Source organism: Flavobacterium sp. (genome assembly GCF_027531905.1).
In the GTDB taxonomy this organism is placed as follows: domain Bacteria; phylum Bacteroidota; class Bacteroidia; order Flavobacteriales; family Flavobacteriaceae; genus Flavobacterium.
The window spans coordinates 41,250-54,750 of the sequence record NZ_JAPZSU010000030.1 but is presented as its reverse complement, the minus strand read 5'-3'; the positions used below and the strand labels follow the sequence as shown (position 1 = coordinate 54,750).

Here is a 13,501-nt window from a genome sequence, read left to right as displayed (position 1 = left end):
GCGAACCAACCAACCAATCCAATTGCACCGAAGAACAACACCAAATGAACCGAAGAAGTGAGTTTATTATTACTGCACTTTAATAGGTTTTTCTAAACCAAAAAAATGCCCTCTGAATTTTTTCATGAGGGCATTTTTTTTAGAGGGAACAAAACTAAATTTTTGCAAATATATTGACATAATATTTTTTACCTGTTGCAGGATCTTCTCTCACAGAAATCCCAAAATGAGTATAATTACCAACGATATTTTCTTTATGAATAGGACTTTTTAACCATGCATCAAACGCTGCTGCAGGAGTAGCATAATTATAAGCAATGTTTTCTGAAACATTTCTTGCGCCTAAAACTCTAATAATTTCATTTGATCTTGACACAAAATCATTGTGATTCACAACATTGTTTGTGATCATGTAATTTACATGCTCTTGAGATTTTACTGAAATAAAGTTTATTTTTTCTAAAGTATTTAAGCCTATAGATTTTCTATAATTGTTGATTAAACTTAAGGTTTCTAATTCAATTGAATTATATGTATAAGCAACAGAGGACTCGGTATTTATTTTGGCTTCAGGCGTTGGGTTCTCTATTGAATCAGCAGTACATGAACAGAATAAAAAAGAGCTAACTAAAACTAACGATAGTAAGTTACAAATTGTTTTCATGATATTGGCAGTTTAAGTTTAAAGTAGATTTGGGGAAACTTCTTTAAATATGTTTTGAATCTTTTTCTTAATTAATTACAATTAAATTTAAGAAAAAAATCGTTTAAATACCAAACTTTATCGATAAACTACACTTTTAATGTATATTTGTAACTTTTTACTTATATTAAGGAGATAATCTACATGTTTTCCATGTATAATCACCTTGAAGTAAATATTGAATTCTATCATGCAAACGATTAGGTCTACCTTGCCAAAATTCAACTTCAAAAGGAACGACTAAATAACCTCCCCAAAAATTAGGTCTTGGAATTTCTTTTCCTTCATATTTAAGCTCCACTTCTTTTAAATTATTTTCTAAAAAATCTCGAGAAGGAATGATTTCACTTTGATTAGAAACAAGTGCTCCTAATTTACTCCCGTCAGGTCTTGAATCAAAGTAACCATCCGATACGATATCACTAGTCTTTTGAGCCCTACCTTTTATTATTACTTGACGTTCCATAGAAGGCCAAAAAAAAGACAAACATATATTTGGATTTGCCTCAATTGCTTTTCCTTTTTGTGAATTATAATTGGTATAAAAAACAAATCCTTCTTCATTGAATTTTTTTAACAGCACTACCCTAGATTTCGGAAATCCATCCAAACCTACTGTAGCCACAGTCATAGCATTTACCTCGTCTACTCCACCAAAATCTTCCACTTCATGAAACCAACGATGAAATAAGTTAATAGGATCTTCAGGAATATTGGATTCTAACAATTCACTTTTATCATAGGACTTTCTGTAATTACCTAAATCTTTCATTTGATTTTAATTTTAAATGATTCGAACAAATTTAAAAACAATTTTTATTTTGTTTTGAGATACAGATCAATACTAAATTTCGAAGGTGGTTCCGTCAGCTGCCAATTGCACATTAGAAAAAAAAGTTAAGGCTTCCTCTTTAAACGAAGCAATACTTTCGTATCGTGTAGAGTAATGACCTAAAAGTAACGATTTTACATTTGCCTTTGAAGCAATTGTAGCCGCTTGAATTGCTGTTGAATGCATCGTTTTTGTTGCTAATTGTGATTCACTTTCTAAAAAAGTGGCTTCATGGTAAAGCAAATCCACTTCTTTAATGATTGGAATTATTGCTTCACAATAAGCGGTGTCAGAACAAAAGGCATAAGATTTTGCAGATTCTCCAGGAAAAGTAAGCTGTTCATTATTGATAACTTGTCCGTTTTCTAGCGTAATGTTGCCTCCTTTTTTTATCTTTTTATAATAACAAACATCAATGGCCAGCTCTTCAATAGCATCAATATTTAATTTTCTATCACCTTCTTTTTCTTTGAATAAAAATCCATTGGTATACACTCTATGTTTTAATGGAATAGTTTGAATCATAACTTTTTCATCTTCAAAAATCAACTCGCTTTCTTTAGAGTGCAATTCATGAAAATGAATAGTATAATTTGTCCAAGAGTGCGAAAGTTTCAATTGAAGTTCGATAATTTCTTTTAATCCTTTCGGGCCATAAATATGTAAGTCTGCCACTCTAGACAAAAGTGAGAAAGAAGAAATTAAACCAATAAGCCCATAAAAATGATCGCCGTGTAAATGAGAAATAAAAATATGACTGATTTTGGTAAACTTAACTTTATTTTTACGCAGTTGTACTTGAGTTCCTTCACCGCAATCAATTAAAAAATACCTATTTTTTATTTCCAACAATTGAGCTGTTGGATTTGTAAAAGTTCGAGGTGTTGCAGCATAGCAGCCAAGTACGGTTAATTTCAAAGTAATGAATGTTGTTTTTAGATAAACTGTAATCTAATCTTGAGAAAGCTTTTATTAAAAGCCTAAATCTCTTTCAATTTCTTCCATTTCAATGATATCATTTGCTTCTAACAAAGAGGGAACTACAGTTATGGTTTGTGGAACCGCATTAAAATCAATAGCATCAGCAACAATAACCAATGACTTTTTAGCTTTTTTATGAGCTTTAACCAAAGGCAAAAAAAGTTTTATTGAAGCAATATCGACTGTTTTATCATTGGATACATCCAAAATCAAATTAAAATCTTTGAAACTAGCATATTGACTGGTTACTTTTTCAATAAAAGTAGTTACAACACCTTCAGTATCTTTAATGGTTATGGTATGCCCTTTAGTATCTACTTTCATCTTATTGAATTTTTGAAGCTAATAAATAAATCACTGCCATTCGAATGGCTACTCCATTCTCTACCTGATTCAAAATAACAGATTGTTGAGAATCTGCCACATCAGAAGTAATTTCAACTCCACGATTGATAGGTCCTGGGTGCATAATTACAATGTCTTTACTTAACGAATCTAATAAATTTTTATCGACTCCATATTGTTGTGCATATTCTCGTGTAGAAGGGAAAAAGTTAACATCCATTCGTTCATTTTGCACTCTCAACATATTTGCTACATCACACCATTCTAACGCTTTACGCAAATCCGATTCAACTGTTACTCCAAGTGATTCAATGTATCTAGGGATTAATGTTTTTGGTCCACAAACTTTAACTTCTGCACCTTGCATTTGCAAAGCATATATATTAGATAAAGCTACTCGCGAGTGTAAAATATCTCCAACAATAACTACTTTTTTTCCTCCTACATCACCTAATTTTTCTCTTATAGAATAACTATCTAACAGCGCTTGTGTAGGATGTTCATGAGCACCATCTCCCGCATTTACGATACTTGCTTTTACATTTTTTGACAAAAAATAAGCAGCTCCAGGATTTGCATGACGCATAACAACCATATCCACCTTCATTGATAAAATGTTGTTAACGGTATCAATTAACGTCTCCCCTTTTTTAACAGAAGATTGAGCGGCAGAAAAACTGATTACATCTGCAGATAAACGCTTTTGAGCCAGCTCGAACGAAAGCTTGGTTCTTGTACTGTTTTCAAAAAAAATATTGGCTATGGTAATGTCTCGTAAAGAAGGAACTTTTTTGATGGGTCTATTGATAACTTCTTTAAAATGATCAGCTGTTTCAAAAATAAGGTCAATATCGTTTTTGGTGATATATTTAATTCCTAATAAATGATTTACGCTTAACTCGCTCATTTTTATACTTATTGATTATTATTGATTAAAAAAACACCATCTTCTTCGCCCTGTTCTGTCCAAGTGACTTTTACAATTTCGTCATTTATAGCATCGACCTGACGGCCTCTATAATCCGGCTGAATGGGTAAATCACGACTAAATCTTCTATCGATTAAAGTTAAAAGTTCAATACCAGAAGGTCTACCAAAGGATTGTATAGCAGTCAATGCTGCTCTGATACTTCTTCCAGTATACAAAACATCATCAACAAAAATTACTTTTTTGTTTTCAACCAAAAAATCGATTTGTGTAATATTGGCCTCCAAAAGCTTATCGGTTCTTCTAAAATCATCCCTAAAAAAAGTAATATCTAAGAAGCCTATTTTTATTGTTGGAACCTGATAGTCATTTTCTAAAATACTTTTTAAACGTTTGGCTAAAAAAGTACCTCTAGGCTGAATTCCGATTAAGATGGTTTCAGAAAAATCAAGATGTTTTTCGATTAATTGACAAGCCAAACGGTTAAGGATGATATTGACTTCTATGGAAGTGAGCAATACTTTTTGATTCATGGTTTAGTTTTGTTTGGTGTGCAAATATACAAATTTCGATTTAGCAATAAATACGAATAGCTATAAAAGTAAACTACTAAAACTATCTTTTAAAAAACAAAATAGAGACAAAAAAACCTTTCGAAAAGAAAGGTTTTTAAGGTGTATCTTATTTAGCATACATTTTGACTCTTAACTCTTGAATTTTTTCATCATCTAAGTATTCATCAAATGTCATGTAACGATCAATAGCTCCGTTTGGTGTAAGCTCCACTACTCTATTACCCACAGTTTGAGCAAATTCATGGTCATGTGTTGTAAAAATAACAGAACCTTTGTAGTTTTTTAATGAATTATTAAAAGCTGTAATCGACTCCAAATCTAAGTGGTTTGTTGGCTCATCTAACATTAAGATATTAGCACGTTCCATCATCATTCTAGACAACATACAACGCACTTTTTCTCCCCCTGATAAAACTCTACTCGTTTTCAAAGCTTCTTCTCCAGAAAAAATCATTTTTCCAAGAAAACCTCTTATAAATACTTCATCACGCTCTTCTTCAGTTTTTGCATACTGACGTAACCAATCTACTAAAGTTAAATCATTTTCAAAGAAAGAATGATTCTCACTTGGTAAATAGGCTTGATTCGTTGTAACTCCCCAATCAAATTTTCCTGAATCTGCAACTTGATTACCATTCAAAATTTCATAAAAAGCAGTTGTTGCACGAGAATCTTTTGAAAAAAGTACAATTTTATCTCCTTTAGCCATATTCAAATCAACGCCTTTGAACAAAAGTTCTCCATCTACAGAAGCACTCAAATCTTGTACATTCAAGATTTGGTCACCAGCTTCACGATCTTGATCAAAAATAATAGCAGGATAACGACGGCTTGAAGGTCTAATTTCAGAAATATTCAATTTCGAAATCATTTTTTTACGAGAAGTAGCCTGTTTTGATTTTGCAACGTTGGCACTGAAACGACGAATAAACTCCTCTAATTCTTGTTTTTTCTCCTCGGCTTTTTTGTTTTGTTGTGCACGTTGCTTGGCCGCTAATTGACTAGATTCGTACCAAAACGTATAGTTACCAGAATAATGGCTAATTTTATTAAAATCAATATCTGAAATATGCGTACAAACTGCATCTAAAAAGTGTCTGTCGTGAGAAACTACAATTACGGTATTTTCATAATTAGCTAAGAAATTTTCTAACCAAGCAATGGTTTCAAAATCCAAGTCATTGGTAGGCTCATCCATAATCAACAAATCAGGATTTCCGAATAAAGCTTGCGCCAAAAGTACACGCACCTTCATTTTTCCTTCCAAATCTGCCATCAAAGTATAATGATTGTCTTCTGTAATACCAAGATTTGACAACATAGCAGCTGCATCAGAATCTGCATTCCAACCATTCATTTCTTCAAACTGCACTTGCAATTCTCCAATTCTGTCAGCGTTTTTGTCATTATAATCCAAATAAAGTTCGTCCATTTCTTTTTTGACAGCATACAAAACTTTATTACCCATCATCACCGTTTCAAGTACCGTATGTTCATCAAACATGTTGTGATTTTGGTTCAGAACTGACATTCTTTTTCCTGGTTCTAAATGAATATGTCCAGAAGTTGGGTCCATTTCACCTGAAATTATTTTTAAAAAGGTAGATTTTCCAGCACCATTGGCTCCGATTACTCCATAAACATTACCATGAGTAAATGTAGTGTTTACTTCGTCGAATAAAATTCTTTTACCAAATTGAACTGATAAATTATTAACTGTTAACATGAATTGCTTTTTTAAAAATTTTTTGCAAAAATACAAAAAAATACTGATTTAATTTTGTAGAAATAAATCAGTATTTTCGGAAACAAACTCGAGTTACTTAATTGACTTGTTTTACTTTATCGATTGCATCTACCAACCCGTTCTGGGTTTTATCCAAAATCAATTCCCAAAACATGATGCCTCCAAGCTTTTTCTTGATAGCATAACTTGTTTTAACTCCCACCGATTTTAGGTCATCGCCAGTAGCAAACAATTGCTCTTTTTCGTTGTACCAATAAGGCGCTTGTGCTTTTTCATCCCAAAAATAATTCCAACCTTTGTTCTTTGTTAATTTGGTATCAAAATCTTTAAAATTTATCCCATTTGTAGCGATACCTGATTGATACAAACCGTTATTCATAGAAGCAACATTTTTCCAAATACGAGTATAAAAAGCCGCACCAATAACAAGCTTTTTTGATGGCAAACCCAAATCTAAAAGGTAATCAACAGCTTTGTTCGTTGATTCCTCCTCATTTTTCACACTATACAAAGGTGTGTGATGGCCTGTGATCGTAGCATAACCATTTACTAAGTCATAGCTCATAATATTTACTCTATCTACCAACGGAATAATCGCTTTCCAATCTACAGCTTCTTTCAGATACTTCATAAACCCTCCAGCGGCAAAACTCAGTTCGTTTTTCGGACCTAAAGCTTCACGTAATGCAACTACGAGAGCCGTAAAATTAGACTTATCTTGGGGTTGAAATTTGTGCCCAGGAAAACCTTCAATCGAAGGGTATTCCCAGTCTAAATCTAATCCATCGCATTTAAAATAGGCATTTACTTCCTGTACAGATTTGGCAAAAACAGCAATTTTTTCAGCAGAATCAAAACCATCCGAACAAGGCTCACAACCACCCCAGCCTCCTAGAGACAACATCACTTTCAATTTTGGATTTATTGATTTGAGTGCTACCAAATGCTTAATAGCTGCTGAATCTTTAGCAGTATCAACATTTAATTTCCCTTCCTTTAAATGGCAAAAACTGTAGATGATATGAGTCAATTTCTTTACATCATAAGTATCAATTTGCTTATCATCGCCAGTATAGTAGGCAATCACTGAAAAATCTTTGCGTTTTTGTGCTACTGCAAAAAGAGAAAACAAAAGAAAAACAATCAAAATTTTATAATTTTTCATCACCAATTTATTTAAATTAAAACACTACTATTTACAAAAAAAACCTGGTAAAACTACCAGGTTTTCTAGATTAACTTCTTATAAAAACAATAACCAAATTGAAAAGAAATTAACACCAGTTCAAAAATTAATAGAAAAAAAATAAACCAAACTTAATAAAACCAAACCCTATTAAAAATTGAACAAAAAAATTATAATTCTACGATATTTTTTAAACCTGTATACACTGCCAACTCAACATCAGCATGAGCTTTGGAGTTACACTTGTCTAATAACTCTTTTGCTAAAACTGCATTATAAGTCGACTTCATTTGCAACTTCAAAAGCAATTGTCCTGACAAATCATGCAAGGCTTTAGACAACGGTAAAAGAGGTTGTACTAATGGAGCATTCTGACTTAAACCCTCTAATTCTTTATAGTTTTGTATCCATTTATTAAAATACAGACTAATGGCTGCTTCTGATGCAACATCTTTTTTTCTCAAATATTCTTCAATTAATTGATTAAAAGGTAACGCATCTTCCGCATCAGGAGTACATGCATCAGCAAATAAAGTGAAAGGTGAATACATTTGATATTCTGTTCCTCCTACATTACGAGAATAAATTTTCAAAGGTTCACAAACTGCTGAAAATGTTTGCAAAGCTGCAGTGTTTTGGTTGTTACTAATATTTCTAAACAACACCTCTTTATTTCGAATATGTGTTATTCCAAGTTCTTCTAAGCGAAACGAAACTACTTTCAATCTTTTTCTCATACTGACTAAGTCCGTCACATTGGCATCAGACCAGAGTCTTTCTGCAATTGCTGCGGTTCTTGGCCAAATCCTTGAATCAATGGTTTCGGGGGTAACCAATTCACTCCACATAGTAGCTTCGCCACCCAGAATTCTAGCTTTTTCTTCTGATGAAAGCGAGTTGTTTTTAGGCATAGGATCATTCAAATAATGACTCTCAACTCCTTGTACCAAATCCACATAATAACCATTGGACAAAACGGTTTTATAACCATTTGTTGCTGCGGCTATCAAGGAACTACCAGCTGCTACTCCTTCATTAGGTCCTTTCCAAGAATGTATAATAGCCTCTTTGGACATATTTTTGGTCATAATTTCTTCCCAACCCATCAATTCTTTTTGATGCTTTTTTAACATTGGGATTAACTGCATGGTAAAATAAGTTTGCAACTCATGATTGTTGACCAACTTATTTTTCTTCATGAATTCTTGAATTTTGGGATTCGCATCCCAATCTTTGCCTTCGTTTTCATCCCCTCCAATATGGAAATACTTTCCAGGAAATAATGGGCAAACTTCGTCGAAAATTTCACTCAACAATTGATACGTTTTCGGATTAGAAGGATCCAAAGTTGGCGTAAAAATACCAGCGTTTCTCTCTAGCGAATAAGTTACCAAACCTGAGGCTTTCTGCGTAGTTTCAGAAGAGCCTTTATTTATCGTTACAACTTTACTTCCTATTTCTGGAAAGGCAGTCAAAATTGCTGAAGCATGTCCTGGAACATCAATTTCAGGAACTACTAAAATCCCTCGATCGGCAGCGTATTTAACGATCCCTTTAATTTCTTCTTGGGTATAAAAGAGACCATCAGAAGCTTTATCTGTAAGCACTTTATGCTTTTTCATTTCTATTCTCCACCCTTGATCGTCTACCAAATGCCAATGAAAAACATTCATTTTCAAGGCTGCCATGGCGTCTAAATTCCTTTTAATCAGTTCAACAGGTTGAAAATGTCTTGCAACATCAATCATTAATCCACGCCAAGTAAAACGAGGCATATCGGTAATAGATACATTAGGAAAATAGAAGGAAGTAGCATTATTTTGAAGCAATTGCAAAAGAGTTTCTAATCCGTGCAAAGCTCCTAAATCCGAAGAAGCATTAATTGAAATACCATTAGATTGGATGGTTAATTGATAACTTTCATCTTCATACAATCCAATTTTTCCAGCTTTTGTGCAATTAATTTGTAACTGCGCTTCTGGAAATTCATTAGTTGAAGTCACAAAACCTTGTTTGAAAAACAACCCTGTTCTACCATCTAATCTTCTTAAAAAATTTGTAACCGCGCCAAAGATTCTTACATTAGGTTGCCCAGTAACATTGACTTTAAAAGTGGAACTTAAAGTAAAATTTCCAGTTTTAAGTTCTACTTTTTGTGGCCAAGGCATTAAATTCAAAGACTCTTTTGTGACTTGGGCAGCCGCAGATAATGATATAAAAAACAGTATAAATAGGTATTTCATTTGTGGTTTTGGTTTATAAAATATCTCAAATCAGGTGGTTATTACTGATTTTTAGAGATTATCCATTCGGTCGCTTCTACAACCGAATGGATTTTAAATTCTTAGTAATCAAATCGTTTAAAAGCTTCAATAGCTTCATATTCTGCCAAACCTAAATCATCATATAACTTGGCAGTATTTTTATTACGATCTTCGGCACGTACCCAAAATTCTCTAGAATCGTTCCCTTGGAACATCACACGATCTTTTTGAGATTGGTGAAATAAAATCGCTTGTCGCTTCAATAAAACTTCATCAGGACTTAATGGTACCGACATATCAATCTCGTGTAAATCCCATTCGTGCCAAGCTCCTCTATAAAGCCACAACCAACAATCTTTCATATAAGGTTTCCCTTTTAATTGTTTTAAAGCGGCGAAAATAGCATTCAGACACACTTCATGAGTTCCGTGTGGATCGGCTAAATCTCCAGCTGCAAATACTTGATGCGGTTTAATTTTAGCGATGATCTCCGCTACGATTTCAATATCTTCTGTTCCAAGCGGGTTTTTCTTTACTTGACCTGTTTCATAAAAAGGTAAATCCAAGAAGTGAACATTCTCGTCTTTCAAACCGATGTAACGCACTGCTGCATAAGACTCTCTTCTTCTAATTAATCCTTTTAATTTTCTAACTTCTAAAGAATCGATTTGATTGTCATTCTTGTTTTTTAAGAAATCAATTACGGCTTGGAAATTGATTTTGCTACTGTCTTCGCCCACAAAATCATTACATACTTCTGCAAATTTTAAAGCTTCATCATCAGTTACTGCAATATTTCCAGACGTTTGATACACTACATGCACCTCATGTCCTTGCTTGATTAATTTAGCAAAAGTTCCTCCCATAGAAATTACATCATCATCAGGGTGAGGACTAAATAAAATCACTCTCTTTTTAGCTGGATTAGCTCTTTCTGGTCGGTGCGCATCATCTGCATTAGGTTTTCCTCCTGGCCAACCTGTAATGGTATGTTGCAACACATTGAACATATTAATATTCAAATCATAAGCCGACCCTTCTTGTGCTAACAAGTCAGACATTCCATTATTATTATAATCTCTATCTGTAAGTTTTAATATAGACTGATTTGTTTTTTGGCATAACCAAACAATCGCTTTACTTTTTAATTCTTGATTCCAAATACACTCCCCAACTAACCACGGTGTTTCAAAACGGGTTAAAGATGAAGCTGCTGATTGATCCAAAACAAAAGTTGCATTAGGATGATTTTGCAAAAAAGTAGCGGGTACTTCAGAACTAATTTCACCTTGAATGGTTCTTTTGATGATATCGGCTTTATTTTGTCCCCAAGCCATCAAAACAATTCGTTTAGAACGCATAATGGTAGAAACTCCCATCGTAATAGCGCGTTTCGGTACATTATTAATTCCATTAAAATCAGATGAAGCATCTACTCTAGTGATATGATCCAAAGTTATAATTCTAGTACCTGAATTGATATGCGAACCAGGCTCATTAAAACCCACGTGTCCCGTACGACCAATTCCTAATAATTGAAAATCAAGACCACCTGCTTTTTTAATATTCATTTCATAATCAATGCAGTATTGATTCAATTCTTCAATTGCAACTGTTCCATCTGGAATATTGATATTATCAGGATGAATATCAATATGATTGAAAAGATGCTGATGCATAAAATAGTGATAGCTTTGCTTGCTTTCTTTGTTCATTGGATAATATTCATCCAAATTGAACGTAATCACGTTTTTAAAGCTTAATCCTTCTTCTTTGTGCATACGAACCAATTCTTCATATACTTTTATTGGAGAAGAACCCGTAGCAAGACCTAAAACACAATTTTTATTTGCTTCTTGTTTAGATCGAATTAAAGTAGCAATTTCCTCAGCTACAATTTTTGAAGCTTCAACAGAATTTTTAAAAATTTCGTTATGAATTTTTTCAAATCGAGTTTCTTCAAATTTACCTGCACTCTTGTAGCTAATGTCCGGTTTTATGTCTAAAGTGTTTTTCATTGTATTATAATTTTAAATTCTAGCTGATTATTTTTTATTTATAATTTCTTTGTTTTTACTATAGCTTTTCGAGAATAATGATATTTTTTTTCAAATGATTATTATTATTTTAAGAAAAAAAAATCAAATCATTTTATAAAATTTATATCAAATGTAGGAGTTATAATTGGTGCAAAAAAATAAAAAAAACAAACAGTCAGAGTTTATATACCAACGACATTAATTACTCAATAAAGCGTTAGTCGATATTTAGATTTAGCTATTAGTCCCTAGCGTTAGTTCTTAGCATAAAGCCAAGAACTAATCACTAAGAACTATTAACTAAGTACTAGAAACTAAAAGTTAGGTCCAGTAGTATCCCACCATAATCTTGTTCCTCCTGTGTCTGGCCCACCTAGTTTTGACAAACCAGTAGCTACACCTCCAGGATTTCCATCTTTTTCAGATTGTACAAAGTTTACTCTACGTACGCCTAAAGCTGAAGATATTTTCCCTCCACTTGTGTTTTTAAGTACTGGCAATAATTTTGGATAACCTGTTCTTCTATATTCAGACCAAGCTTCTTGTCCTTCTGGGAAACCAGCAATCCATTTTTGAGTAATAATTTTTTGCAACTTTACTTCATTAGAAGCTGCTGCATCCCATGCAACGGTTACTGTATTTAGTGCAGCTCCATTGTTTACAGGGAAATTTGGATCCACATAATCTTTGGCAGTTTTAGTATTATCTGCGATGTAAGCAGCAACACCTGAAACTCCATGTTGAGCAAATGAATTTGTTATACCTAATTCATACAAACTTTGAGCTGTTCCTCCCATATTCCATCCTCTTAATGCTCCTTCAGCTCTTAACAAATAAACTTCGGCAGTTGTCATTAATACAATTTCTTTAGAATTAACAATTGGTCCAATTTCAGAAAAATCTACGTGATCAGCTTTGGCAGCAATCTCAATACCTGTTCTAACACCTTTGTATTGTCCTGGAAATTGTTTTGAAGTTTTGAAAAATACAGCAAGTCTAGGATCATTATACCCGCCCATAATAGACTCCATATCAGCAGACATTCTTACGTCTCCCCATGCACCACTAATGGTAGCGATTGGATTCGTAAAGTTAGGAGATACTATTTTGAAGACATCATCATTTGTAGTAAATACTCCGAATTTATGAGCAAATGCTTTTTCTGCTTCAGCTTTAGCCAAAGTTGGGTTTTTCTTTACAATACGCATTGCTAAACGTAAACGCAAAGAGTTTGCAAATTTCACCCATTTCTTGTAATCTCCTTTGTAAGCAGATAAATCTGTAGTTGTGAACGTTGAAACTTCACCTGCATCTACTCTTTTAGTCAACTCCGCAACTGCAAAATCCAATTCTTTAAACATTTGGTTATACACTTCTTCTTGAGAGTCATATTCAATTGTTTTCTCAGTAGTTCCAAATTTTGAATACACAATTGGACCATAAGTATCCGTAACTCTATGCATTCCTTCTACTTTTAAAATCAAAGCTAAAGCATAAAATTGATCGTATTTCCCTTTGGCTTTTTGTTCAACCGAATAAGCATTGTACATTACATCACCATAAGCAGCGCCCCAAGCGAAACCGTTCCAACCGTCTACCAAATCATATGTAGTATTGTTAGTTCCTCCTCTAAAAGCGGTTCCGGTTGCCATATAACCTGACCATATATCACCTTGAAGCCCTTGTTGCACTTGGTATTTCCATTCTGGAGTTAATACCAGAATATTATTAAACATTGGTGCAAACGATCCTTTTATATGGTTAAAATCTTGTTCTAATAAAGCCTCAGTAAAACCTTCTTGATTGGTATTTAATTCGTCAAAATTGTTTGTGCAACTTACTGCTGCGAGTAAGGAAACACAAATAGCTGTTTTTTTAATTGTATTTAGTTTCATGTTTTT

General features: G+C 33.3%; 11 protein-coding genes. All 11 read right to left on the bottom strand.

What is annotated here, in order from left to right:
• Window positions 1-154: 154 nt before the first annotated feature.
• Complete coding sequence (locus O9307_RS08780) at window positions 155-664, bottom strand: CAP domain-containing protein (protein ID WP_298297873.1); 510 nt, start codon at window positions 662-664, stop codon at window positions 155-157.
• Between the two features lie 166 nt (window positions 665-830).
• Window positions 831-1,475: a pyridoxamine 5'-phosphate oxidase gene (pdxH, locus tag O9307_RS08775; protein ID WP_298297870.1), complete on the bottom strand. Its 645-nt coding sequence runs from the start codon at window positions 1,473-1,475 to the stop codon at window positions 831-833.
• A gap of 72 nt (window positions 1,476-1,547) precedes the next feature.
• Window positions 1,548-2,453, bottom strand: coding sequence for a ribonuclease Z (locus tag O9307_RS08770; protein ID WP_298297867.1), 906 nt, complete (start codon window positions 2,451-2,453; stop codon window positions 1,548-1,550).
• 54 nt (window positions 2,454-2,507) lie between these two features.
• The gene (locus O9307_RS08765; RefSeq protein WP_298297864.1) at window positions 2,508-2,840 is read right to left on the bottom strand and encodes a ribonuclease Z; all 333 of its coding nucleotides are present in this window, start codon (window positions 2,838-2,840) and stop codon (window positions 2,508-2,510) included.
• A gap of 1 nt (window position 2,841) precedes the next feature.
• Entirely contained in the window at window positions 2,842-3,768 is a 927-nt protein-coding gene (locus tag O9307_RS08760) for an aspartate carbamoyltransferase catalytic subunit (protein ID WP_159684602.1), read from the bottom strand.
• An 8-nt stretch (window positions 3,769-3,776) separates the two neighbouring features.
• Entirely contained in the window at window positions 3,777-4,322 is a 546-nt protein-coding gene (pyrR, locus tag O9307_RS08755) for a bifunctional pyr operon transcriptional regulator/uracil phosphoribosyltransferase PyrR (protein ID WP_298297857.1), read from the bottom strand.
• 148 nt (window positions 4,323-4,470) lie between these two features.
• Window positions 4,471-6,090, bottom strand: a complete 1,620-nt coding sequence (locus O9307_RS08750; protein WP_298297855.1) for an ABC-F family ATP-binding cassette domain-containing protein — start codon at window positions 6,088-6,090, stop codon at window positions 4,471-4,473.
• 97 nt (window positions 6,091-6,187) lie between these two features.
• Window positions 6,188-7,276, bottom strand: a complete 1,089-nt coding sequence (locus O9307_RS08745) for a glycosyl hydrolase family 18 protein (protein WP_298297852.1) — start codon at window positions 7,274-7,276, stop codon at window positions 6,188-6,190.
• Window positions 7,277-7,467: 191 nt separating this feature from the next.
• Complete coding sequence (locus O9307_RS08740; protein ID WP_298297849.1) at window positions 7,468-9,540, bottom strand: family 20 glycosylhydrolase; 2,073 nt, start codon at window positions 9,538-9,540, stop codon at window positions 7,468-7,470.
• A gap of 101 nt (window positions 9,541-9,641) precedes the next feature.
• A complete protein-coding gene (gene nagB, locus O9307_RS08735; protein ID WP_064714843.1) occupies window positions 9,642-11,579 on the bottom strand; it encodes a glucosamine-6-phosphate deaminase in 1,938 nt (645 codons plus the stop codon).
• 335 nt (window positions 11,580-11,914) lie between these two features.
• Window positions 11,915-13,495 (bottom strand): RagB/SusD family nutrient uptake outer membrane protein, encoded by a 1,581-nt coding sequence (locus O9307_RS08730; protein ID WP_298297845.1) that lies wholly within the window; start codon window positions 13,493-13,495, stop codon window positions 11,915-11,917.
• Window positions 13,496-13,501: the final 6 nt, after the last annotated feature.

What these genes read in the sequence shown, in the direction of transcription:
- O9307_RS08740 (WP_298297849.1), bottom strand. Translation starts at nt 9,540, where the DNA reads ATGAAATACCTATTTATACTGTTTTTTATATCATTATCTGCGGCTGCC.
- pyrR (WP_298297857.1), bottom strand. Translation starts at nt 4,322, where the DNA reads ATGAATCAAAAAGTATTGCTCACTTCCATAGAAGTCAATATCATCCTT.
- nagB (WP_064714843.1), bottom strand. Translation starts at nt 11,579, where the DNA reads ATGAAAAACACTTTAGACATAAAACCGGACATTAGCTACAAGAGTGCA.
- O9307_RS08760 (WP_159684602.1), bottom strand. Translation starts at nt 3,768, where the DNA reads ATGAGCGAGTTAAGCGTAAATCATTTATTAGGAATTAAATATATCACC.
- pdxH (WP_298297870.1), bottom strand. Translation starts at nt 1,475, where the DNA reads ATGAAAGATTTAGGTAATTACAGAAAGTCCTATGATAAAAGTGAATTG.
- O9307_RS08750 (WP_298297855.1), bottom strand. Translation starts at nt 6,090, where the DNA reads ATGTTAACAGTTAATAATTTATCAGTTCAATTTGGTAAAAGAATTTTA.
- O9307_RS08780 (WP_298297873.1), bottom strand. Translation starts at nt 664, where the DNA reads ATGAAAACAATTTGTAACTTACTATCGTTAGTTTTAGTTAGCTCTTTT.
- O9307_RS08765 (WP_298297864.1), bottom strand. Translation starts at nt 2,840, where the DNA reads ATGAAAGTAGATACTAAAGGGCATACCATAACCATTAAAGATACTGAA.
- O9307_RS08730 (WP_298297845.1), bottom strand. Translation starts at nt 13,495, where the DNA reads ATGAAACTAAATACAATTAAAAAAACAGCTATTTGTGTTTCCTTACTC.
- O9307_RS08745 (WP_298297852.1), bottom strand. Translation starts at nt 7,276, where the DNA reads ATGAAAAATTATAAAATTTTGATTGTTTTTCTTTTGTTTTCTCTTTTT.